The following is a 21,847-nucleotide window of genomic DNA, read 5'->3' as shown; positions in this document are numbered from 1 at the left end:
TCTTCGCTGGTCGTCATCAGCCGTGCAGTCCGCACTCGGTCTTGCCGCGCCCGGCCCAGCGGCCGGCCCGCGCGTCCTCGCCCTCCGCCACGCGGCGCGTGCAGGGGGCGCAGCCGACGGAGGCGTAGCCGTCCATCAGCAGGGGGTTGGTGAGGACGCCGTGCTCGGTGACGTACGCGTCCACGTCGTCCTGGGTCCAGCGGGCGATCGGCGAGATCTTGACCTTCTGCCGCTTCTCGTCCCAGCCGACCACCGGGGTGTTGGCCCGGGTCGGGGACTCGTCGCGGCGCAGGCCCGTCGCCCACGCCTGGTACGCGGTCAGGCCCTCTTCCAGCGGCTTGACCTTGCGCAGGGCGCAGCACAGGTCGGGGTCGCGGTCGTGCAGCTTGGGACCGTACTGCGCGTCCTGCTCGGCGACGCTCTGGCGCGGGGTGAGGGTGATGACGTTGACGTCCATCACGGCCTCGACCGCGTCACGGGTGCCGATGGTCTCCTCGAAGTGGTAACCCGTGTCGAGGAAGACCACGTCCACGCCGGGGAGGACCCGGGAGGCCAGGTGGGCGACCACCGCGTCCTCCATGGAGGAGGTCACGGCGAACTTCTCGCCGAAGGTGTCGGCAGCCCAGCGCAGGATCTCCAGCGGGGAGGCGTCCTCCAGGTCCCGGCCCGCCTGCTCGGCCAGCACCTTGAGATCGCGCGTCCCGGTCTCTGTTGCCTGACTCTGACTCGTCGTCATATCTCTTCCCCTCCAGCGGTGTTGGACTGAAGACCCCGGGCCAGCAGCCCGAGGTACTTCAGCTGGAAGGCTCGGTTGCAGGCCCTGCATTCCCAGGCGCCGTGACCCGTCTCGTGGGGAAACAGGTCCTCGTCGCCGCAGTACGGGCAGTAGAACGGGGCCGCGCGCTCGCTCACGAGAGGTCCTCGTCCTTCGCACGGGTCACCCAGGAGGCGAAGCGCTCGCCGTCCGTACGCTGCTCCTGGAAGCGCGTGACGACCCGCTCGACGTAGTCGGGCAGACCGGCCGAGGTGACCTTGAGGCCGCGGACCTTGCGGCCGAAGCCGGCCTCCAGGCCGAGTGCGCCGCCCAGGTGCACCTGGTAGCCCTCGACCTGGTTGCCGTCGTCGTCCAGGACCAGCTGGCCCTTGAGACCGATGTCCGCCACCTGGATACGGGCGCAGGCGTTCGGGCAGCCGTTGATGTTGATGGTGAGCGGCTCGGCGAACTCCGGCAGGCGGCGCTCCAGCTCGTCGATCAGCGAGGCGCCGCGCGCCTTCGTCTCGACGATGGCCAGCTTGCAGAACTCGATGCCGGTGCAGGCCATCGTGCCGCGCCGGAACGGGGACGGCTTGACCCGCAGGTCGAGCGCCTCCAGGGCCGCGACGACGGAGTCCACCTGGTCCGCCTCGATGTCGAGGACGATCATCTTCTGCTCGGCAGTGGTCCGCAGGCGGCCGGAGCCGTGCCGCTCGGCCACGTCCGCGATCTTCGTCAGGGTGGCGCCGTCCACGCGGCCGACCCGGGGCGCGAAGCCGACGTAGAAGCGGCCGTCCTGCTGCTGGTGCACGCCGACGTGGTCGCGCCACTGGCCGCTGGGCTGCTCGGGCGCGGGGCCGTCGGTCAGCTTGCGCTTGAGGTACTCGTCCTCCAGGACCTGGCGGAACTTGGCCGGGCCCCAGTCGGCGACGAGGAACTTCAGCCGGGCGCGGGTGCGCAGGCGGCGGTAGCCGTAGTCGCGGAAGATCGAGATGACGCCCTCGTAGACGTCCGGGACCTCGTCGAGCGAGACCCAGGTGCCCAGGCGCACGCCCAGCTTGGGGTTGGTGGAGAGGCCGCCGCCGACCCAGACGTCGAAGCCGGGGCCGTGCTCGGGGTGGTCGACCCCCACGAACGCGATGTCGTTGATCTCGTGTGCCACGTCGAGCAGCGGCGAGCCGGAGACGGCCGACTTGAACTTGCGGGGCAGGTTGGAGAAGTCCGGGTTGCCCACGATCCGGCGGTAGATCTCTTCGATGGCGGGGGTGCCGTCGATGATCTCGTCCCGGGCGATGCCGGCGACGGGCGAGCCGAGGATGACGCGGGGCGTGTCACCGCAGGCCTCGGTGGTCGAGAGGCCGACGGCCTCCAGACGGCGCCAGATCTCCGGGACGTCCTCGATCCGGATCCAGTGGTACTGCACGTTCTGACGGTCGGTGAGGTCGGCGGTGCCGCGCGCGAACTCCTGCGAGATCTCGCCGATGACGCGGAGCTGCTCGGTGGTCAGCCGGCCGCCGTCGATACGGACGCGCAGCATGAAGTACTTGTCGTCCAGCTCCTCCGGCTCCAGTATCGCGGTCTTGCCGCCGTCGATCCCGGGCTTGCGCTGAGTGTAGAGGCCCCACCAGCGCATCCGCCCGCGCAGGTCGTTGGGGTCGATCGAGTCGAAGCCCGTCTTGGAGTAGATCGTCTCAATGCGTGTCCGCACATTGAGACCGTCGTCGTCCTTCTTGAACTGCTCGTTGCCGTTGAGGGGGGTGTGGTGGCCGACGGCCCACTGGCCCTCACCGCGGTGACGGCCGGTCTTGCGGCGCGCGGCTGCGGCCGCGGGCGCGGCGGCTGCGGGCGTTTCGGGGGTGGCGGCCATGGCGGTACGTCCTTCTTCGGCGGCTCGGGGCAAGGGCAGGGGGGAACGGCGGCGGCCCCCTGGCACGCCGGCGCCGGTGCGCAGGTGTGGCTGATCACCACCCGAATTTCCGGTGTTTCCGGTGCTCAGGGCGGGTTCGGCCGTCAGGGGACATGCGGGTGTTTCGCGGTGGTCGGCGCGTCCGCGGCGGCGGGGACGACGGCGACGTGCGGCGGTGGCTGGTTCCGTCAGCTCGCCGGACAGATGGCGCTGGACATGCGGCCGAGGTCGACGTGCCGCCGACTCACCAAGGCAATTCCAGCTCCATTCATGGCGGAAGCGTGTCATGTGCCGATTGGAGGAGTCCACTACTGTCCATGATGTGGACGAACTCGTCCCGAATCGTGGGACTACGTGACGAGGGTCACGCCATGAGGAGCGAGGGTCACGCCATGAGGAGAAGCGGAATCCGGCCGCCGAGCGGCTACGCGCCCGGCCAGGGGCCGGGGGTGGGGGTGTCCTCCTTCTCCTCCGTCTCGGTCTTGAAGAGCTTGAAGCCGCGGCGCAGGTAGTTGTCCATGGCCGTGGGGCCGTCCTGGCTGCAGGTGTGGAGCCACACGCGGCGCGTGGGCTCGCGCTCCGGCCAGCGCTCCGCCAGCGACCAGGCCGCCGCGACGCCCACCGTCAGCAGGTGGCCCCCGATCCGACGGCCGCGGAACTCCGGGAGCAGCCCGAAGTACATGATCTCCACCACGCCGTCCGGCTGCGGGTCCAGTTCCACGTACCCCGCCGGCGTGCCGCGGTCGTACGCGACCCAGGTCTCCACGCCCGGCCGCCCCAGCTGTTCCACCCACTGGGCGCGCGTCAGCGACAGCCGGTCCGTCCAGTGGATGTCCCCGCCCACCGACGCGTACAGGAACCGGCTGAATTCGGGGGACGGGACCTCCGCCCGGGCGATGTGGATCTCCGGCCCGGGCACGACGGCCGGGACCAGGTCCTGCGGAGAGGTCATTTCCAGGGACCACGTGGTGAGGGTGATGGTGCTCATGCGGATAGGGAACCACTCCCCCCGCTACCGCCGGGAGCCACCCCCGGGTCCCGTCCCGCCCCGGCGGGCCCCGACCACCGCCGGGGCCACGGAGTGCGGCAGCAGCTCGGCCGGGTCCTGCGGGCGGATCACCTCCACCTCCACGTCCTCCGCGAAGCGGTACGGCCGGTGGGCCAGGACCCCGGCCAGGTGGCGGCGTACCCGGGACATCTCCGCGCGGACCGTCACCGTACGGGTGGGGTCCCCGAAGAGCTCCGCCGAGAGCTCCGCCGCCGAGCGGCCGCGCGGGGACTCCGCCAGCAGGAACAGCAGCTCCGCGTGGCGCGGGCTCAGCTCCTGCGACCAGCTCCCCGCGGCCCCGTACACCGTCGCCGACCAGGACCGGGGCCGGCTGAAGTCCAGCACCACCCGGCCCGCCGGGGCGTCCGTACGGGAATCCGCGACGCGCAGCAGCCAGCCGCCGGGCAGCGCCTCCACCACGCAGTCCCCCAGCCGCGGCACCCACACCCGGCCCGGCCCGAACCGCTTCGGGAGCGGGATCCGCTCCTCGGGCGCCAGCCCCGTCACGGCCGCCGTCCAGCCGTGCGCGTCCACCGCGAGGGCCCGCCCCGGCAGCCGGGCCAGCATCGGGGCCGCCACCGCCCGCAGCCGCTCCAGCGACTCCAGGTGCCGCACCCGCAGCTCCCGCTCCGCGAGCCGGGCCACCGAGCTCACCCACGCCAGCGTCGCCGGGTGCATCGTGGCCAGCGGCCCGCTGACGTCCACCACCCCCAGCAGCCGGCCGTCGCGCGGGTCCCGCAGCGGCGCTCCCGCGCAGGTCCAGTCGTGGTGGCTGGAGACGAAGTGCTCCGCCGAGAACACCTGGACCGGCCGCCGGGCGACCAGGGCGGTCCCCACGCCGTTCGTGCCGACCACGGCCTCGTCCCAGTCGGCGCCCACCCCGAAACCCAGCCGGTCCGCCTTGCGCAGGATCGAGGAGTGCCCCTCCCGCCACAGCAGCCGCCCCTCCGCGTCGGCGACGACCATGATGTGCAGCGCCTGGTCCAGTGCCGGCAGCAGCCCCTCGCGCAGCACCGGCAGCAGCTCCCGCAGCGGGGAGACCTGCCGCCTCTCCTCCGTCTCGGCGGCGGACAGCATCCGCGAGCGCGCGTCCCGGTCCGGGTGCACCCCGCCCGCCAGCATCCGCCGCCAGGATTCCGCGATCTCCGGGCGCGGGGCGGCCGGGGGGCGATTCCCGGCCAGCGCGGCAGCCCGTACTCCCTTCAGCAGACGCGTGGCCTCGCGCGCGTCCATGGCCGAAATGCGCGCCACGTCGATCGAGCTGACTGCGGTGTCGCCCACCGGAACCTCCCCGTGTGAAACAGACGTGCTGCCGGAGCCCCCGGGCGTCCGCGCGTACCGCTTCCCCTGGCGCGCGGCGGGGGTTCCGACCGGAAGAGTTGCAACGGTACGCAACTCTCGCCAAGCCCAGGTCACCCGACCGAAACTGTCCGGACGTCGCCGAGCGGCGTGACAGCTCCTTCCTCGGGGGCTCATCGGATCAGGGGTGGTGCCGAGTCGGCGCGGCGCCGCCCCCGATCTTCGGCCAACGGGTCCGGATCCCGGCCCGGAGCGGTTCGGGGACCACTCCTCAGCCCGCGATCCGCGCCCGTTCCACCACCGCGCCCAGGCCAAGGCTGTGCGGCAGCGTCCCGAACGCCGAGCCCCAGTCGTGGCCCAGCCGGGACGCGCAGAACGCGTCCGCCACCTCCGGCGGGGCCCAGCGCACCAGCAGTGACCCCTGGAGCACCAGGGCCATCCGCTCCACCACCCGGCGGGCCCGGGCCTGGATCCCCTCCAGATCGGCCAGATCCGTCAGCAGGTCCTTGATGGCCGAATCCAGCCGGTGATCGGCGCCCCGCGCCGACCCGACCTCCTGGAGGAACGCGTTCAGGGCCATCGGCTCCCTCTGGAGCGCCCGCAGGACGTCCAGCGCCTGTACGTTGCCCGAGCCCTCCCAGATCGAGTTCAGCGGGGACTCCCGCAGAAGTCTCGGCAGCCCCGACTCCTCGACGTAGCCGTTTCCGCCCAGACACTCCAGGGCCTCCGCGACCATCGGCGTACACCGCTTGGTCACCCAGTACTTCGCGGTGGGCACCGCGATGCGCAAGAAGGCCCGCTCCCGCTCCGTGTCCGCGCTCTGGACGGAGTCCTGTGCCGCCGCGAGCCGCAGCGCCAGTACCGTCGCCGCCTCCGACTCCAGCGCGAGGTCGGCCAGCACATTGCGCATCAGGGGCTGTTCGATGAGCCGTGCTCCGAAAGCGGAGCGGTGCTCCGCGTGGTGGACGGCCTGGGTCAGGGCCTGGCGCATCTGCGCGGCCGAGCCGATGACACAGTCCAGCCGGGTCGCCGCGACCATCTCGATGATGGTCGCGACCCCCCGGCCCTCCTCACCCACCCGGCGCGCCCAGGTCCCGTCGAACTCCACCTCGCCCGACGCGTTCGACCTGTTGCCCAGTTTGTCCTTCAGCCGCTGGAGCGCGAAGACATTGCGGGAGCCGTCCGGCAGCACCCTCGGCACCAGGAAGCAGGTCAGCCCTCCCGGAGCCTGCGCCAGCACCAGGAAACCGTCGGACATCGGCGCCGAGCAGAACCACTTGTGCCCGGTCAGCAGGTACTCCCCGGCGGCGTCCAGCGGCACCGCCGCCGTCGTGTTCGCCCGTACGTCGCTGCCGCCCTGCTTCTCCGTCATCGCCATGCCGAACAGCGCGCCGGCCTTCTCGGCGGCGGGCCGCAGCTCCCGCTCGTACAGGTGCGAGGTCAGCCGCGGCTCCCATTCGGCGGCCAGCTCCGGATCCACGCGCAGCGCCGGCACCGCCGCGTGCGTCATCGAGACCGGGCAGCCGTGCCCCGCCTCGGCCTGCGACCACACGAAGAATCCCGCCGCGCGCCTCAGATGCCCGGCGGGACGCCCCCACGCGTCGGTGAGCCCGGCGCCCACCGCCTTGCCGAGGAGCCGGTGCCACGCCGGGTGGAACTCCACCTCGTCGATCCGGTTCCCGTACCGGTCGTGCGTACGGAGCTCCGGCGGGTTCTCGTTCGCCTGCCGGCCCCATTTCTGGACCTGTGTCGAGCCGGCGGCGCGCCCGAGGACCGTGAGCTCTTCCCGTACCTCGCCGAGGAGTTCGGGGGGCGCGTCGGCGAGATGCCGCTCCACCCCCTCGGAGAGGACCCGGTCGCCGCCGAAGACGTCGTACGCCACCAGGGGCGGAGCCTGGTTGCTGACTGTGTGGGTGGTGGCTGCCATGCGGATACCGTAAGGACGTGCAGCCAGCAAAAGAAACACCCGAGTGGATCCCAGGGCGGCTCCATCGGGCACGTGCCCTCTACCGCAACGTCTCCAAGCGCACAATGGGCTGGCTGCTGCTGAAGGACACCGTCAACTCGTGCATCGAGTACCGGATCCTCGGGCTCGCGGCCGAAGCGGCCTTCTTCACCCTGCTCTCGCTGCCGCCGCTGTTCCTCGGCCTGCTGGGCCTGCTCGGCTACGTGGACGGCTGGACCGGCGGCACCTTCGTGGCCAGCATCGAGGAGAACATCCTGAGCGCGGTCGGCACCGTGCTCTCCGACCGGGGCGTCAACGACATCGCGAGACCCATGCTGGACGACGTGACCCGCAGCGGGCGCCCGGACCTGGTCTCCCTCGGTTTCGCCTTCGCCCTGTGGTCGGGTTCGCGCGCGGTCAACGTCTTCATCGACACCATCACCGTCATGTACGGGCTCGACGGGCAGCGGGGGATCGTCAAGACCCGGCTGCTGGCCTTCCTGCTGTACGTGATCGCGCTGGTGATCGGGGCGATCGTGCTGCCGCTGATGGTGGCGGGGCCGGACGCGGTGGTGCGGCTGGTGCCCTGGAGCACGGAGGTGATCGCGGTGCTCTACTGGCCGACGGTCACGCTGCTGTCCATCGTCTTCCTCACCACGCTGTACCACGTCTCGGTGCCCGTGCGTTCCCCGTGGATCGAGGACGTCCCGGGCGCGCTCGTGGCGTTGGCCATGTGGGTGCTGGGCTCGTTCCTGCTGCGGATCTACCTGACCAACACCGTGGAGGGGCCGACGATCTACGGATCGCTGGCCGCGCCCGTCGCGGTGCTGCTCTGGATCGGCATCTCCGCCTTCGCCGTACTGGTCGGCGCCGCCGTGAACGCCGCCATCGACCGGGTCTGGCCCTCCGTGGCCACGGCCGCCGCGCGCGAGGCGAACGAGCGGGTCCGCGAGGCGGAGGCCGCCCGGCTGGTGGCCCGGGCCGCCGCGTGGCGGGCGCTCGCCGAGGGGGAGTCGGAGGACGACGAGGACGCCGGGATGCCCTCGGAGTTCCCCGAGCGGTGGTCGAAGTTCCTGCCGCCGGAGGACTACTCGTCCCGCCTGCGCAAGCATTGACGCCGCCGGGGCGCCCGCGCCGGAGCCGACAGCGGCGGGCCCCTCTCCGGAGGCTTCGGAGGGGCCCGCTCGGCGTTGTCGTACGTCGGTCAGGACACGGCGGGATCGAGCACGACGGACAGCTCGGCGAGACCGCGGAAGGCCGGGAACGGAACCTCCATCCACTTCGCCTCACTCGCGGGGTCGGCCAGAGCCATTCTCGGGAACCGGCTGAACAGGCCGGTGAGAGCCAGTTGCGTCTCCAGCCGGGCCAGCGGAGCTCCCAGGCAGTAGTGGGTGCCCTGCCCGAACCCCAGATGGGCGTTCTGCGCGTTCCCGGGCCGCCGTACATCGAACTCGTCCGGGGAGTCGAACTTCAGCGGATCCCGGTTGGCCGAACTGAGCGCGATCTGGACCAGAGCGCCCTTCGGAATCCGCGTCCCGCTGTACTCCACGTCCTCGGTCGCGTAGCGGAACGTCGCGCTCTCCACGGAGCCCTCGTAGCGCACCAGCTCTTCCACCGCCGGGCCGACCAGCTCGGGGTCCTCCCGCACGGCGCGGAGCTGCGCGGGATGGGACAGGAAGTGGTGGACGGCATTGCCGATGAGATAGGCGGTCGTCTTGTGACCCGCGAACATCAGCAGGAACGCCGTCGAGACGAGCTCGCTCTCGGTGAGTCCGCCGTCGTTGTCCCGGACCGCGGTGAGCGCGCTGAGCAGGTCGTCACCCGGTCGGCCGCGCTTGCGCGCGATGAGATCGGTGAAGTACGCGTGCAGATCCTCTTCGGCCTTCTGCTGGGCCCGCTTGGACTCCGCGCTGAAACCGGTCTGCGCCACCGTGGCGGACAGGTGGTGCATCTGCGACCGCTCCTGCGGCGGTACGCCGAGCAGTTCACAGATCACGGTGATCGGCAGCGGGAACGCGAACGCCGGCAGCAGATCGAAGGGCTCCCGCGTCGGACACGCGTCGAGCAGCTTCTCGGCGATGTCCCGGATCCGCGGCCGCAGCGCCTCCACGCGGCGCGGGGTGAACGCGGAGTTGACCAGCTTTCGCAGCCGGGTGTGCTTGGGCGGGTCGGAGTTGAGCATGTTGTCGTCCAGCGCCACGGACGAGTCACCGAAGATCCTCCGGTAGGCGTCCATGGCCCCGTACATGTCCTTGCTCAACCGCGGATCCGACAGCGCGGCCTTCGCGTCCTCGTACCGCGTGATCAGGTACGTCTCGTTGCCGTGCGGCGGTCTCATGGGACAGACCGGCATCGCTTCCCGGAGATGGGCGTAGACCGCGTGAGGGTTGCGCCGGTACTCCGGGGTGCACCGCTCGGCTGCGGTGACGGCCTCTTGCGTGGTGGTCACGGACGACTCCTCAGGTCGAAGAGGGCCTCGGCGTTGCCGCCGAGGATGAGCTGCTGGGACGCCTTGTCGACCGGCAGCTTCTCGATCATGCGGATGAAGTCCTCCAGCGGCGCGGCCATCGGCGGTGAGTCGGTGCCGAACAGCATCCGTTCGGGCCCCAGCACCTCCGCGTTGAGGCTCAGGTGCGCCTCGCTGAACGGGCTCGTGTCGACGTACATGCGCTGGAGTGCCGCGACCGGGTCGGCCGCGGGCACCTTGGCCGCGGCCGGGGCGGAGGCCGGCACCTTGGCCGCGGGCGGGGCCGAGGCCGACGCCGCGGGCGCTGCGGGGGGCGGCGCGCCCCCGGCCCAGTGCCGGGGGCGCGCCGCCGTCTGCAGGCGCTCCGGCAGCAGCGCCATCGCGCCGCCGCCGGTCGCGCCGATCAGCCGCAGACCGGGGTACTTGTCCAGCCATCCCGCGAACGCGATCATGGCCATGCCGACGGTGATGTCACCGAACCGGCCGATCTGCTCCACGAAGCCGATCTCGTCGACCCGCTCCGTGCCGATCGGTTCGGCCGGTGCGTGCACCAGGACCGGTACTCCCGCCTCCGCCGCCAGCGCGAAGAAGGAGTCGGCACGCGGGGAGCCGAGCAGCTCCCCGTGGACGCTGGACGTGGTGATCAGGCCGACGAAGGCGGGGTCCGCCAGGGTCTCCCGCACCCCTTCCAGGTGATCGTCGTCGCCGAACGGGTTGGCGTACACGTACCCGCGCAGCTGGTCCGGGAACTTGGCGATCAGGCCCGACATCCAGGCGTGAAAGCCGCGCAGCCGGTCCCGTGGTTGCGCGTAGTTGTCGACGCCCGGGACCCGCGCCATCGCGCCGGCGCCGACCGGGCTGCCGATGATGGTGAGGTCGATCCCGGCCTCGGCGCGAGCGGCGAGCATGCCGTCGACGTCGGTCAGGCTGGGGGGCATGGGGAAGCGTTTGGCTGCCTCCGGCGGGGACAAGTGCCCGTGGATGTCGATGATCATGTGTCGGTTCCCGGGTTCGGTGTGAGTGCGCGGGTGACCGCGGCGCAGTCCTCGTCACCCAGTCCGAGCTCGGTGGCGCGGAGGTGCGTCTCGGCTGCCGCGGCGGCGAGGGGCAGGTGCAGGCCTGCCGCCGATGCCTGCTTGGAAGCGAGCATGAGGTCTTTCGCCATCAGCCGCAGCCGGAAGTCCGGCTCGTCGAAGCGCCCGGCAGCCAGCCGCTTCGACTTGAACGCCATGACCGGCGAGGCGAAGCCGCTGCCCGCGATCGTCCTGAGAACCAGCTGCCGGTCGAGGCCCGTGGCGGCCGCCAGTTCGGTGGCCTCGGCCAGAGCCTGCACCTCTATCCCCATCAGCAGGTTGAGGAGCAGCTTCATCCGCATGCCGGAACCGAGTGCGCCCAGATGGACGACCTCCTTGCCCAGCATCTCCAGCAGCGGCCGGCCCGAGGTGAAGACCCGCTCCTCGCCGCCGACGAACAGCCGCAGCTCGCCGTCGCGGGCGTGCTCACGGTTGCCGAGCATGCCGACGTCCAGAACTGACGGCACGTGCCCGGCGATACGGACGACCTCTTCGGGGGCGACGGTGCTGGCGCAGATCAGGGCGCCGGGGTAGGTACCCCTGGCCAGGACTCCGTCAGGCCCGTGCAGCACGGAGCCGAGGGCTTCGCCGTCGGCGACGGCGCAGATCGCGGCGCTCGTACCCTCGACGGCATCGGCCGGATGGACCGCGGCGACGGCGCCCGCCTTGGCGAGCGGTTCGGCCCGCTCCGAGGTGCGGTTCCAGACCCGGACTTGTATGCCTTGGTCGAGGAGGCGGGTGGCCAGGCCGGTGCCCATCAGGCCGAGACCGAGGACGGCGACAGGGCCGTCTATGGCGCGCGTCATGACGTCTCCTTCGTGGTCTCCTTGACGACCCGGAACCGCAGGGACTGCGTCGAGTCGACCCACTCGCGGAGCGGGGCCACCAGTGCACGGTGGTCCTCGCTCTGCTGCCAGGCGAAGAAGTGCTCGGGCGTCTCCCACTCGCTGGTGATCACCCACTGCCGGGAGTCGTCAACGGGCTCTCCCAGCCTCTCGACGATGTGACCGGGGGTTCCGGCGACGGACTTCCGGATCCGGTCGTACATCTCCAGAAACCCCTGCTCGCCGCCTTCGATCACACGGACCGCGAAAACCACGGACAGCCTGTCGGCCGAACGGCCCTTCTGCTTGGTGCCCATATCTCCTCCTGATGGTGAGATCCGGCAGGACACGACTCCTACCGACTCATGCCCCCCGTGCGGTCGCAACTCCGAATGGGGGACAAGCCAGTGGGCACAAGGGGCCTCGCGCTCGGTTGTTAGCCCGCTCGGGTGAGTGACGAGGCGTCGGGGTCGCGCGGGTGAAGCCCCGAATTAATCGGTGGTGCCCGGCCCTGGGTGGGGCTATGGTTCTGCTCGTTCCAAGGCGCGGCTGTGTGTCGTTGCCGAGGAACGGTGTTGGTTCGTTGAGAAGAAGCAGGAGGTGAGGACATTGATGACTGTCATGGTGACGGGCGCTGCCCGCATTCAGGAGTTCATCGTTTCCACCCCTGTGGTCTCCGGCTGACACCCACTCGACTCACGCGCGCAGAGCGCGCCGCCGGGGCCACCCTTCGAAGGGTTCCCCTTGTTCAACGCTTCGCTCAACACGTCTTCCACTTCTGATGCTCAGCACGTCCTCGCCGCCTACGGCTGGGACGAGGGCTGGGAAGCGGAGTTCGCTCCGTACGCCGCGCGGGGTCTGGTCCCCGGGCGGGTCGTGCGGGTCGACCGTGGCCAGTGCGACATCATCACCGCGGACGGCACCGTCCGCGCCGACACCGCCTTCGTCACCCCGCACGACCCGCTGCGGGTCATCTGCACCGGTGACTGGGCGGCCGTCGAAACGGCTGGAAACCCGCGCTACGTGAACGCGTACCTGCCGCGTCGGACCGCCTTCGTGCGCTCCACCTCCTCGCAGCGCTCCGAGGGGCAGATCCTCGCCGCCAACGTCGACCACGCCGTCATCGCGGTCTCCCTGGCCGTCGAGCTGGACCTGGGGCGGATCGAGCGGTTCCTGGCGCTCGCCTGGGAGTCGGGGGCACAGCCCCTCGTCGTCCTGACCAAGGCGGACCTGGTCCCGGACTCGGTCATGCTGGGTCAGCTCGTCGACGACGTGGAGACGACGGCTCCGGGCGTGCGGGTGCTCACCGTCTCCTCCCTGACGGGGGAGGGCACGGACGTGCTGGCCGCGGTCGTGGCCGACGGTACGAGCGTGCTGCTCGGGATCTCCGGCGCCGGAAAGTCCACGCTGGCCAACGCGCTGATCGGCGCCGAGGTCATGGAGGTCCAGCAGGCCCGCGAGGTCGACGGCAAGGGCCGTCACACGACGACGACGCGCAACCTGCTGGCGCTGCCGGGCGGGGGAGTCCTCATCGACACCCCCGGGCTGCGGGGCGTCGGCCTGTGGGACGCGGAGGCGGGCGTCGGGCAGGTCTTCTCGGAGATCGAGGACTACGCGGCGCGGTGCCGGTTCCACGACTGCGCGCACGAGGCGGAGCCGGGGTGCGCGGTGCTGGCCGCCGTGGACGCCGGGGAGCTGGCGGAGCGCCGCCTGGAGAGCTACCGCAAGCTGCTCCGGGAGAACCAGCGGATCGTGGCGAAGACGGACGCGCGACTGCGCTCCGAGATCCGCCGGGACTGGCGCATGAAGTCGGCGGTCGGCCGCGCCAACTACGCGGCGAAGCGGGGCGTCCGGGATTGATCCCGGCCGGGCCTGATCCCGTCCGGGCCTGATCCCGGCCGGGCCTGATTCCGGCCGGGCTGATCCTGTCCGGGCCCGATCCTGTCCGGGCCTGATTCCGGCCGGGCCGATCCCGTCCGGGGGTGATCCCGTCCGGGGGTGGGCGTGCCTTCGGGTACGGCGCCGTTGGCCGGGCGGGAGCCGCTGTCCCCGGACTCCGGCCGGAGGACCCCCGTGACGTCGGCGGGCTGAGCGGGCTGAAGGGGGCCGGTCAGAGGCCCCACGTGTGGACGCGGTCCGGGTGGATGCGGATCACCTCCGGGCTGAAATGGGGGCCCAAGTGGTGCGGGCCCTCCTCCAGCGTGGCGTGGCCGCGGATCTCGATGCCGCGGACACGCCACGGGCGGGTGCTCACCAGGTCGTCCACGACCAGCGCGAGCCGCGGCTCGCGCCGGAGGTTGCGCCACTTCTTCGTCGTGCCCATCGCCGCCCCGCCCACCAGGATGGTCCCGTCCTCCTGGGGAAAGAACCCCACCGGGTTCGCCTGCGGCTGCCCCGCCGCGTCCACGGTGGCCAGCCGCCCCAGGCGCTGGGAGCGCAGGTACGCCAGTTCCGCCTCGCTGAAACCGTTGAAGTCCCTCATACGGGAAAGCCTCGCAGCGATGCCGGTCCGGCGCATCGGGCCGACGGCCTACGCCCCTCCCGACCAGGCCCTGTCCGGACCTGAGCGGTTCCCGAGACCGCTTCCGCTCAGGACCCCGCCGCCACCGCGCCCACCCACGCGCTCGTCACCAGCAGGCAGGCGAACAGCTCCACCAGCACGCTCGTCCCCACCGCCCGCATCACCGCCCGGGTCGAGGCCCACGCCTCGCCGCGCGTGCCGAGCCGCAGCCGCTCGCACAGGTAGATGCCCCCCACGAAGCCCGGAACCGCCCCTACCACCGGCAGGGCCACGAAGCCCACCAGCGCGCCCGCGCCCGCGTACACCGCCATCCGGCGGGTCGCCCCCACAACACCCCGCAGCCGCCTCGGCGGAAGCAGCCACTTCACCACCTGCACCACCAGCAACAGCGCCGTCGCCGAGACCAGTACGGTCCACGCGAGCGAGGACCGCTCGTGCAGCGCCCACCACAGCAGCCCCGCCCACACCAGCCACGTCCCCGGCACGCCCGGCACCATCACACCCACCACGCCGAGCAGCAGCACCAGCCCCACCAGGAGCAGCTGAGGCAGATCCATCTGCTCAGCGTGACCGACCAGGTCCTATCGGGCCACCCAGCCCCGCTCGTACGCGTGCCAGCCCAGCTGGAGCCGCGTCGTGACCCCGGCCAGCTCCATCAGGCCCTTCACCCGCCGCTGCACCGTCCGCAGCCCCAGCTCCAGGTGCTTGGCCACGCTGGCGTCCGTCATCCCCGCCAGCAGCAGGGTCAGGATCTCCAGGTCCGTGGCGTCCGGGCCGCCCCCCGACTCCTCCGCCGAGCCGGTCGAGCCCAGCCGCAGCGGCAGCGACTCCCGCCACACCGCCTCGAACAGGCCCATCAGGGACTCCAGCAGCCCCGAGGCATGCACCACCAGCGCCGTCGGCTCCGCCCCCCGCGTCGTCAGCGGAACCAGGGCCAGGCTCCGGTCGGCGATCACCAGCTTCGTCGGCACCTGGCCCGTCACCCGGATCCGCTCACCCCGCGCCAACGCCGTCCCGGCCTCCCGGATCCCGGTCGGCAGGGCCAGTACCTCCCGCTCGATCACCACCCGGTACGCGACACCCCGTACGACGGAGGCCCGCTCATCCGCCTCGTTCTCCAACCCCGTCACCACCTGCGGCCCACCGGTGACCAGCGCGCACACCTCCTCCACCGCGCCCAACTGGAGCTGGTGGAAGCGGTGCGCCACCGCGCTCGCGCCCGTCACCACCTCCACCAGGTCGTGCACCGCCGGCTCGGACGCCTCCGCCCGGTACTCCTGCGCCAGCAGCGCCGCCGCCAGCTCCGCCTGCTCCAGCTCGTTCCGCTGCCGGGTGAGCAGCGCGTCCAGTGCCACCCCCGGCGGGGCCGCCACCCACCGCCCCGGCCGGGCCGAGGACCGCGCCGCCAGACCCTGCCGCTCCAGATGCCGCAGCGCCCGCTCGGTCTGCGGTACCGGCAGGGTCAGCCGATGCGCGAGGTCCGGCACCTCCGCCGCGCCCAGCGCCACCAGCGCCCGGTACGCCGACTCCTGGCCCTCGTCCAGGCCTATCGCACCCAGCAATCCGCCCACCCCGCTCTCAGCACTCCCGCACACCGCCGCCCGGCGGCGGGAAACGGCCACGGCGCGAACCCGCCGCGGACATCATCGCCGCACCCACCGCCACTCTGCCAAGGTGACGCCACCGCAGCGCCAACATCCGCCGGTCAGAAGCCATTTACGCGGTGACATCGCCGTGCAATGCCGTGCAATGCGGTACATGGCCGGAATTCAGCTGAGGAGAGCGATGCGCCCGATATCGTGCACGCGCGCTCGGAGCGGCCACGGCGGCCCCCTCGTGTTTGTAGCAACGTTCGCTGGTACCAGAGTTCCGAGTTCTTTTGGCTACGACGCCCGTTCGACCGCTGGGCCGGTGTTGGGCTGATGTACAGACGTGACCTGCGAGAAGAGGCCGTCAGTGCCTCGGGTGAGTCGTCGACTACCGGTTCGAAGGTGGTACCAAACGCGTTGGAACCGTGGTGCCTACGGAAGTGCTTGCAGACACCCTCGTCACCGGCGACCGGATCCTCACCTCCACCGACGCCGCCGGGCGCACGGCCGCCACCGCGATGCCGCACGAGGACGGTTCACAGCCGCTCGTGCGGACCCGCCGGTCCGGCGGCGCAAGGGCCTCTACGCGCATCCCGAGAGCGCGGTCGCGGCGCTCGCCGTCGGGAAGGCCGACGAGGGGCTCTCGCACGTCACGGCCTGATCCGGCAGGGCTACGACGGCGCCCACGCCGAGAAGCTCCCGCTCATCGCGGTCTACGACGCCTCTGTGAACGGGGGCGCGGCGCCGAGCGCTCCCGCACCCCCGACCGGCAAACCGGTGACGCTGAAGGTCGAACTGACGGACCCGGACGGGGTCTCCGTCACCCGGACGGTCGCACGGGCCTACGGCATCCGCTAGTTCGTACGGCTGAGCGGGGCGGAGGACCCCGTTCGGGTATTCGGGGTTTTTCGCCGCGCCGACGGGCCGAGAATAGGGGGCATGAGTCAGCAGGGCGCGGATGACTGGTGGCAGAAGCTGTACGAGGACCCGGACGCGGGACCGGAGCCTGATCCGGGGGACACCCTGGACCACCGGTTCCGCTCGGCGGCGGTGGTGGTCACGGAGCCGTCCGCCCCGCCGGGCCCCCGGCCGCAGACGCCCCCGGACCCCGTACTGCCCGGCCAGCGCCAGGGCGAACCAAACCTGCGCGAGCCGGAAGCGCCACGACCGAACCCCCCGACGGCGGACCTACGCCGCCCGAACCCGCCCGCGCCGGACCTGCGCCGGCCGGATGCGACGCGGCCGGATCTGCCGGTGGCGGACGTGCGGCGGCCGGACGTGGCCGGGCCGGACGTGCGGCGGCCGGACGTGGCCGGGCCGGACCTGCGTCGGGCGGATGCGACGCGGCCGGATCTGCCGGTGGCGGACGTGCGCCGACCGGACGGGACCGGGCTGGACCTGACCGGGCCGGATGTGCGGCGGCCGGACGTGATCGGGCCGGACGTGCGGCGGCCGGATGTGGCCGGGCCGAACCTGCGCCGGCCGGATGTGGCCGGGCGGGATGTCCGGCGGCCGGATGTGCCGGGGGCGGGTGGGACGCGGGTGGGTTCGGAGTTTGGTCGGGGGGTGGGGTCGGAGCGGGCGAAGGCCGGGTGGGATCCGCGGGCGGGCGGGATCTCGGGCGTGCCCGGGCCGCCGCGGGATCCGCGGCAGGCCGGGCCGACCGGGTATGCCCTCGGGGACGTGACCGTGCCGCCCGTGCAGCCCGAGCCGCCGGAGCTGCCGGTGTGGCGGTGGGGGGTGCCGCGCGCGGACACACCCGCCCCGCCGGAGCCGGAGAAGAAGCCGGAGCGGAAACCGGAGGAGAGGAAGCCGGGGCCGGAGCCCGCCCCGGCGCGGCCCGCCGCCGAGCGCCCCGAGGTGCGCCACCTCGGGGACCGGGCCCCGACCTACGCCGCCGAACCCGGATCGCTGCCCGTGGCCGACCCCGGCGCCCTCGACCGGCTGGTCCCCGACACCGTCCTGGAGGGGGCCCGCCACGGCACGTACACCCTGCGCGCGGCCTCCGTACGCGGGGACTCCGCGCGCTACCGCGGCGAGGCCCGGCGGGACTTCCTGCTCACCGCCCGCTTCGGCACCGGCGACGACTCCCTGGTCCTCGTGGCCCTCGCCGGTGGCGACCGGGCCGCCTCCGGGGCCCGGGAGGCCGCCGCCGAGGTGTGCCAGTGGGTCGCCGCGGCCATCGGGCGCAGCCAGGAGCGGCTGGCCGAGGACATCCGGGCCGGCAGGCGCGACGCCCTGCGCTCCGGGCTCCAACGGCTCACCGACCGTGCCTACGGCCGGCTGCGGGCCCGCGCCGCGGAGCTGGGGCTCGCGGACGAGGAGTACACGGCCGGGTTGCGCGGGCTGCTCCTCCCGGTGGACCCGGAGATCAAGACCCGGGTCTGTTTCGGTACGGGCGCGGGCGGGCTGTTCCGGCTCCGGGCGGGCCGCTGGGAGGACCTGGAGCCCGTCCAGCAGCACAGTGCCCCAGAAGGAGCCCCGGACGCCCCGGACGGCCCCCGGGAGGGCGCCGAGGATTCGGCCGGCGCCTTCCGCCTCCGCGCCGCCGCGGCCCGCCCCGGCGACACTCCCGGCCCCGGCGGCCCCCGGGAGGGCGCCGAGGAGCCGGTCGGCGGGTTCCGCTTCCGGGCCGCCGTGGCCCGGCCCGGCGACACCCTGCTGCTCTGCTCCGGCGGCCTCGCGGACCCGATGCGCGAGGAGGGCCTGCTCCCCGCCGAGCTCGCCGCCCGCTGGGCCGAGCCCGACCCGCCGGGCCTGGCGGCCTTCCTCGCGGACACCCAGCTCCGCCTCAAGGGCTACGCCGACGACCGGACGGCCGCCGCGGTCTGGGAGGCGTAACCGGGCGAACCGTGCGTGGATGGAAGGCGCATACGGCCCGCGCACACAGGAAGGGCGCCCCCTCCATGGCCAAGCAGAACGTGGCGGAGCAGTTCGTCGACATCCTCGTACGCGCCGGCGTACGCCGGATGTACGGAGTCGTCGGCGACAGCCTCAACCCGATCGTGGACGCGATCCGCCGGACGGGCGGCATCGACTGGATCCAGGTCCGGCACGAGGAGACGGCCGCCTTCGCGGCCGCCGCCGAGGCCCAGATCACCGGTTCGCTCGCCGCCTGCGCAGGCTCCTGCGGCCCAGGCAACCTGCACCTCATCAACGGGCTGTACGACGCCCACCGCTCGATGGCCCCGGTCCTCGCGCTCGCCTCGCACATCCCCTCCGGGGAGATCGGCCTCGGCTACTTCCAGGAGACCCACCCCGACAGGCTGTTCATGGAGTGCAGCCACTACAGCGAGCTGATCTCCAACCCCGAGCAGATGCCCCGGGTGCTCCAGAGCGCCATCCAGCACGCCATCGGGCGCGGCGGGGTCGGCGTGGTCTCCCTTCCCGGGGACGTCGCCTCCCGGCCCGCACCCGACAAGACCGTCGAGCACGCGCTGGTCACCGTGCGCCCGACCGTACGGCCCGGCGAAGGGGAGATCGAGAAGCTGGTCCGGCTCATCGACGAGGCGGACAAGGTCACGCTGTTCTGCGGCAGCGGCACCGCCGGGGCGCACGCCGAGGTGATGGAGTTCGCCGACCGGGTCAAGGCCCCCGTCGGGCACGCCCTGCGCGGCAAGGAGTGGATCCAGTACGACAACCCCTACGACGTGGGCATGAGCGGACTGCTCGGCTACGGCGCGGCCTACGAGGCCACCCACGGGTGCGACCTGCTGATCCTGCTGGGTACGGACTTCCCGTACAGCGCCTTCCTCCCCGACGACGTGAAGATCGTCCAGGTGGACATCCGGCCCGAACACCTCGGCCGCCGCTCCCAGTTGGACCTCGCGGTGTGGGGCGACGTCCGCGAGACTCTGCGCGCCCTGAACACCCGGGTGCGGGCCAAGACGGACCGCCGCTTCCTGGACCGGATGCTGAAGAAGCACGCGGACGCGCTGGAGGGAGTGGTGAAGGCGTACACCCGCAAGGTGGAGAAGCACACGCCGATCCATCCCGAGTACGTGGCGTCCGTGCTGGACGAACTGGCCGACGACGACGCCGTGTTCACCGTCGACACGGGCATGTGCAATGTGTGGGCGGCGCGCTATCTTTCCCCGAACGGCAAGCGGCGCATCATCGGCTCCTTCAGCCACGGCTCCATGGCCAACGCCCTCCCGCACGCCATCGGGGCACAGTTCACCGACCGGAACCGTCAAGTGGTGTCGATGTCGGGCGATGGCGGTTTCTCGATGCTGATGGGAGATTTCCTCACCCTGGTGCAGTACGACCTGCCCGTCAAAGTGGTTCTCTTCAACAACTCATCCATGGGAATGGTCGAGTTGGAGATGCTCGTTTCCGGCCTCCCCTCGTACGGGACGACGAACGAGAACCCGGATTTCGCCGCGATCGCCCGAGCGGCCGGCGCCTACGGGGTCCGCGTGGAGAAGCCCAAGCAGCTCACGGGGGCTTTGAAGGACGCGTTCCGGCACAAGGGGCCGGCCTTGGTGGACGTGGTGACCGACCCCAACGCGCTGTCCATTCCCCCGAAGATCCGCGCGGAAATGGTGACCGGTTTCGCACTTTCCACCAGCAAGATCGTGCTGGACGGCGGGGTGGGCCGGATGGTTCAGATGGCGCGATCCAACCTCCGCAACCTGCCCCGCCCGTAACCCCGCAGGAGTGCGGATTGCCCCGGCGGGCATGCTCCCGTAGGCCTGTTCGAGAGGCTGTCGTATCGGAGAGCGGACGCGGGGGAGGACATCGCCGTGCGGGTGGGGGCGAAGACCGGGAAGCTGTGGAGACGGGGGCGGCCCGTACCGCGTGAACCGTCGGCCATGGACGGGGACGCGGTGGGCGCGGCGGACGTGGCCGACACGCGGGAGATGAGCCGGAGCCTGCGCCGGGCGGATCTGAAGGCGGTGGGCGAAGTCCGCCGGGCGTTACGGGAGTTGATGCGGCACCGCTGCCGGGCGGACACCGCCGAGGTGGCGGAACTGCTGATCACCGAGATCGTCACCAACGCCCTCGTCCACACCGAGCGGGGCGCGGAGGTGTCCGCCAGCCTCGCCGAGACCCGGCTGAGGGTGGAGGTCCGGGACTACGCCACCCGTCGGCCCCGGCCGTACGTACCGACCGCCGACGACGGTACGCACGGCCGGGGGCTGCTCCTCGTACAGGCGCTCGCCGACGCCTGGGGCGTGGACGCGCCGGCGCGGGGCGGTGGCAAGGTCGTGTGGTTCGAGCTGGCCGCGACGTTCGAGGGAGGGCCTGCCTGAGCACGGGTGCGTGCTCGGGCAGGCCCTCCGGGTCCGGCCGCGCGGCGCCACGTGGGAGGGGAGCCGCGCCGCTTGGCGCGGCTCAGCCGAACTGCTGCTCCAAGTCCTTGAGTTTGCGCTCCAGGGAGTCGAGTCGGGGGATCGTCTGGGTGTCGTCCTCGGCGGTGAGGTCCACCGTGCGGTGGCCGGCCGAATCAAAGGATTCGGCCGCGTTCACGGCCTGGAGGGAGGGCCGGCGTCGCAGTGGCAGCTGTCCCGCTTCCGATATGGCCGGCTCCGCGCCGACCGGCGCGGAGCCCGTTCCCGGGGCCAGCCCCGGGAGCTCGACCTGACGGCCGCGCGACCGCCCGAACGCCCGGTTCTGCCGGCCGAGCGCCTTGATGCGCGCCCGGTCCAGCCGGTTCTGATCGCGCCGGCGGTGCCGGTCCTGCTCCCGCTCGCGCTTGTCCTCGCGTACCTCGTCGACGGCCTCGTCCAGGGTGCGCACGCCCTCCAGCAGCATGAGCGACCAGGCGCCGAAGGTCTCCCGGGGTGCCCGCAGCCAGCGGACCATCCGGATCTGCGGCAACGGCCGAGGAATCAGGCCCTGTTCGCGCAGCGCCGCCCGGCGGGTCTGCTTCAGGGCCCGGTCGAACAGGACGGCCGCCGAGAGCGACATCCCGGCGAAGAACTGCGGGGCGCCGTCGTGGCCGAGGCCGCGCGGCGCGTGCACCCAGTTGAACCAGGCGGCCGCACCGGCGAACAGCCAGACCAGCATGCGGGAACCGAGGGCCGCGTCACCGTGGCTGGCCTCGCGGACGGCGAGCACCGAGCAGAACATGGCGGCGCCGTCGAGGCCGAACGGGACCAGGTACTCCCAGCCCCCGGAGAGGTTCAGGTTCTGTCGGCCGAAGCCGACCAGCCCGTGGAAGGAGAGCGCGGCGGCGACCGCCGCGCAGCAGAAGAGCAGGACGTACGAGGCGGTTCCGTAGACGGCTTCCTTGCGCCGCCGCCGCTCCTCGCTGCGCTCCCAGCTGTCGTCGGCCGCGGCCTTCTCGCCTTCCCGCTTGCCCCGGGCCAGTACCGCCACTGCCGCAAGTACGCCCAGGATCAGCAGGCTGCCGGGCAGCAGCCAGTCCAGCGATATGTCGGTCAGTCTCATGCGGATGTCCCTTGCCTCGCGTATG

General features: G+C 72.1%; 21 protein-coding genes. 6 read left to right on the top strand and 15 right to left on the bottom strand.

Translation table 11 applies throughout. From position 1 onward, the window contains the following. Window positions 1-16: 16 nt before the first annotated feature. The 7 genes from MTF65_RS22965 to MTF65_RS22940 form a co-directional block, all read right to left on the bottom strand. Window positions 17-736, bottom strand: a complete 720-nt coding sequence (locus tag MTF65_RS22965; RefSeq protein ID WP_243630787.1) for a phosphoadenylyl-sulfate reductase — start codon at window positions 734-736, stop codon at window positions 17-19. After that, window positions 733-912 (bottom strand): hypothetical protein, encoded by a 180-nt coding sequence (locus MTF65_RS22960; protein WP_243630786.1) that lies wholly within the window; start codon window positions 910-912, stop codon window positions 733-735. Before MTF65_RS22960 ends, MTF65_RS22965 begins: the two co-directional genes overlap by 4 nt. Then, window positions 909-2,621 carry a nitrite/sulfite reductase gene (locus tag MTF65_RS22955; RefSeq protein WP_243630785.1) on the bottom strand — a complete coding sequence of 571 codons (1,713 nt, stop codon included), beginning with the start codon at window positions 2,619-2,621 and terminating at the stop codon, window positions 909-911. The genes MTF65_RS22960 and MTF65_RS22955 overlap by 4 nt, the downstream gene beginning before the upstream one ends. Before the next feature lie 227 nt (window positions 2,622-2,848). Then, window positions 2,849-2,932: a putative leader peptide gene (locus tag MTF65_RS30750; protein WP_309550570.1), complete on the bottom strand. Its 84-nt coding sequence runs from the start codon at window positions 2,930-2,932 to the stop codon at window positions 2,849-2,851. Between the two features lie 152 nt (window positions 2,933-3,084). After that, window positions 3,085-3,648: a GNAT family N-acetyltransferase gene (locus MTF65_RS22950; RefSeq protein WP_243630784.1), complete on the bottom strand. Its 564-nt coding sequence runs from the start codon at window positions 3,646-3,648 to the stop codon at window positions 3,085-3,087. A 24-nt stretch (window positions 3,649-3,672) separates the two neighbouring features. Continuing rightward, window positions 3,673-4,941: a GAF domain-containing protein gene (locus tag MTF65_RS22945; RefSeq protein WP_243630822.1), complete on the bottom strand. Its 1,269-nt coding sequence runs from the start codon at window positions 4,939-4,941 to the stop codon at window positions 3,673-3,675. Window positions 4,942-5,278: 337 nt separating this feature from the next. Beyond that, complete coding sequence (locus MTF65_RS22940) at window positions 5,279-6,934, bottom strand: acyl-CoA dehydrogenase family protein (protein WP_243630783.1); 1,656 nt, start codon at window positions 6,932-6,934, stop codon at window positions 5,279-5,281. Window positions 6,935-6,951: 17 nt separating this feature from the next. Between MTF65_RS22940 and MTF65_RS22935 the strand changes: the two genes are divergently transcribed. After that, window positions 6,952-8,067: a YihY/virulence factor BrkB family protein gene (locus MTF65_RS22935; protein ID WP_243630782.1), complete on the top strand. Its 1,116-nt coding sequence runs from the start codon at window positions 6,952-6,954 to the stop codon at window positions 8,065-8,067. An 89-nt stretch (window positions 8,068-8,156) separates the two neighbouring features. Here MTF65_RS22935 and MTF65_RS22930 read toward each other — a convergent pair whose 3' ends face one another. From MTF65_RS22930 to MTF65_RS22915, 4 genes are read right to left on the bottom strand one after another with little or no spacing between them, the layout of a single operon-like run. Beyond that, window positions 8,157-9,401, bottom strand: coding sequence for a cytochrome P450 (locus tag MTF65_RS22930; protein WP_243630781.1), 1,245 nt, complete (start codon window positions 9,399-9,401; stop codon window positions 8,157-8,159). Next, a complete protein-coding gene (locus MTF65_RS22925; RefSeq protein WP_243630780.1) occupies window positions 9,398-10,414 on the bottom strand; it encodes an amidohydrolase family protein in 1,017 nt (338 codons plus the stop codon). The genes MTF65_RS22930 and MTF65_RS22925 overlap by 4 nt, the downstream gene beginning before the upstream one ends. Further along, the gene (locus MTF65_RS22920; RefSeq protein ID WP_243630779.1) at window positions 10,411-11,298 is read right to left on the bottom strand and encodes an NAD(P)-dependent oxidoreductase; all 888 of its coding nucleotides are present in this window, start codon (window positions 11,296-11,298) and stop codon (window positions 10,411-10,413) included. Before MTF65_RS22920 ends, MTF65_RS22925 begins: the two co-directional genes overlap by 4 nt. Continuing rightward, window positions 11,295-11,633 carry an antibiotic biosynthesis monooxygenase gene (locus MTF65_RS22915; protein WP_243630778.1) on the bottom strand — a complete coding sequence of 113 codons (339 nt, stop codon included), beginning with the start codon at window positions 11,631-11,633 and terminating at the stop codon, window positions 11,295-11,297. The genes MTF65_RS22920 and MTF65_RS22915 overlap by 4 nt, the downstream gene beginning before the upstream one ends. 427 nt (window positions 11,634-12,060) lie before the next feature. On the opposite strand from MTF65_RS22915, the gene rsgA reads away from it, so the two are divergent. Then, on the top strand, window positions 12,061-13,176 hold the full coding sequence (gene rsgA, locus MTF65_RS22910) for a ribosome small subunit-dependent GTPase A (RefSeq protein WP_243630777.1): 1,116 nt from the start codon (window positions 12,061-12,063) through the stop codon (window positions 13,174-13,176). A 250-nt stretch (window positions 13,177-13,426) separates the two neighbouring features. Here rsgA and MTF65_RS22905 read toward each other — a convergent pair whose 3' ends face one another. The 3 genes from MTF65_RS22905 to MTF65_RS22895 form a co-directional block, all read right to left on the bottom strand. Then, the gene (locus MTF65_RS22905) at window positions 13,427-13,798 is read right to left on the bottom strand and encodes a PPOX class F420-dependent oxidoreductase (RefSeq protein WP_243630776.1); all 372 of its coding nucleotides are present in this window, start codon (window positions 13,796-13,798) and stop codon (window positions 13,427-13,429) included. A gap of 107 nt (window positions 13,799-13,905) precedes the next feature. Then, entirely contained in the window at window positions 13,906-14,394 is a 489-nt protein-coding gene (locus MTF65_RS22900; protein ID WP_243630775.1) for a DUF456 domain-containing protein, read from the bottom strand. 24 nt (window positions 14,395-14,418) lie between these two features. Next, window positions 14,419-15,399 carry a helix-turn-helix domain-containing protein gene (locus tag MTF65_RS22895; protein WP_243630774.1) on the bottom strand — a complete coding sequence of 327 codons (981 nt, stop codon included), beginning with the start codon at window positions 15,397-15,399 and terminating at the stop codon, window positions 14,419-14,421. A gap of 753 nt (window positions 15,400-16,152) precedes the next feature. On the opposite strand from MTF65_RS22895, the gene MTF65_RS30335 reads away from it, so the two are divergent. The 4 genes from MTF65_RS30335 to MTF65_RS22875 all read left to right on the top strand — a co-directional run bounded on the left by MTF65_RS30335 (window position 16,153) and on the right by MTF65_RS22875 (window position 20,681). Further along, the gene (locus MTF65_RS30335; protein WP_279399440.1) at window positions 16,153-16,284 is read left to right on the top strand and encodes a hypothetical protein; all 132 of its coding nucleotides are present in this window, start codon (window positions 16,153-16,155) and stop codon (window positions 16,282-16,284) included. Window positions 16,285-16,365: 81 nt separating this feature from the next. After that, window positions 16,366-18,267 (top strand): protein phosphatase 2C domain-containing protein, encoded by a 1,902-nt coding sequence (locus MTF65_RS22885; RefSeq protein ID WP_243630773.1) that lies wholly within the window; start codon window positions 16,366-16,368, stop codon window positions 18,265-18,267. Between the two features lie 65 nt (window positions 18,268-18,332). Next, complete coding sequence (locus MTF65_RS22880; RefSeq protein ID WP_243630772.1) at window positions 18,333-20,075, top strand: pyruvate dehydrogenase; 1,743 nt, start codon at window positions 18,333-18,335, stop codon at window positions 20,073-20,075. Window positions 20,076-20,240: 165 nt separating this feature from the next. Next, window positions 20,241-20,681: an ATP-binding protein gene (locus tag MTF65_RS22875; RefSeq protein WP_243630771.1), complete on the top strand. Its 441-nt coding sequence runs from the start codon at window positions 20,241-20,243 to the stop codon at window positions 20,679-20,681. A gap of 82 nt (window positions 20,682-20,763) precedes the next feature. Here MTF65_RS22875 and MTF65_RS22870 read toward each other — a convergent pair whose 3' ends face one another. Continuing rightward, window positions 20,764-21,822 (bottom strand): DUF2637 domain-containing protein, encoded by a 1,059-nt coding sequence (locus MTF65_RS22870; protein ID WP_243630770.1) that lies wholly within the window; start codon window positions 21,820-21,822, stop codon window positions 20,764-20,766. Window positions 21,823-21,847: the final 25 nt, after the last annotated feature.

The organism is Streptomyces sp. APSN-46.1, assembly GCF_022815725.1.
GTDB lineage: Bacteria > Actinomycetota > Actinomycetes > Streptomycetales > Streptomycetaceae > Streptomyces.
This window is presented reverse-complemented; position numbering and strand designations above follow the sequence as displayed.

Coding starts and splice junctions, on each gene's coding strand:
- MTF65_RS22875 (WP_243630771.1), top strand. CDS start 20,241: ATGGACGGGGACGCGGTGGGCGCGGCGGACGTGGCCGACACGCGGGAG.
- MTF65_RS22945 (WP_243630822.1), bottom strand. CDS start 4,941: ATGGACGCGCGCGAGGCCACGCGTCTGCTGAAGGGAGTACGGGCTGCC.
- MTF65_RS22915 (WP_243630778.1), bottom strand. CDS start 11,633: ATGGGCACCAAGCAGAAGGGCCGTTCGGCCGACAGGCTGTCCGTGGTT.
- MTF65_RS22920 (WP_243630779.1), bottom strand. CDS start 11,298: ATGACGCGCGCCATAGACGGCCCTGTCGCCGTCCTCGGTCTCGGCCTG.
- MTF65_RS22870 (WP_243630770.1), bottom strand. CDS start 21,822: ATGAGACTGACCGACATATCGCTGGACTGGCTGCTGCCCGGCAGCCTG.
- MTF65_RS22905 (WP_243630776.1), bottom strand. CDS start 13,798: ATGAGGGACTTCAACGGTTTCAGCGAGGCGGAACTGGCGTACCTGCGC.
- MTF65_RS22925 (WP_243630780.1), bottom strand. CDS start 10,414: ATGATCATCGACATCCACGGGCACTTGTCCCCGCCGGAGGCAGCCAAA.
- MTF65_RS22965 (WP_243630787.1), bottom strand. CDS start 736: ATGACGACGAGTCAGAGTCAGGCAACAGAGACCGGGACGCGCGATCTC.
- MTF65_RS22950 (WP_243630784.1), bottom strand. CDS start 3,648: ATGAGCACCATCACCCTCACCACGTGGTCCCTGGAAATGACCTCTCCG.
- MTF65_RS22955 (WP_243630785.1), bottom strand. CDS start 2,621: ATGGCCGCCACCCCCGAAACGCCCGCAGCCGCCGCGCCCGCGGCCGCA.
- MTF65_RS22885 (WP_243630773.1), top strand. CDS start 16,366: ATGAGTCAGCAGGGCGCGGATGACTGGTGGCAGAAGCTGTACGAGGAC.
- MTF65_RS22880 (WP_243630772.1), top strand. CDS start 18,333: ATGGCCAAGCAGAACGTGGCGGAGCAGTTCGTCGACATCCTCGTACGC.
- MTF65_RS22940 (WP_243630783.1), bottom strand. CDS start 6,934: ATGGCAGCCACCACCCACACAGTCAGCAACCAGGCTCCGCCCCTGGTG.
- MTF65_RS22900 (WP_243630775.1), bottom strand. CDS start 14,394: ATGGATCTGCCTCAGCTGCTCCTGGTGGGGCTGGTGCTGCTGCTCGGC.
- MTF65_RS30750 (WP_309550570.1), bottom strand. CDS start 2,932: ATGAATGGAGCTGGAATTGCCTTGGTGAGTCGGCGGCACGTCGACCTC.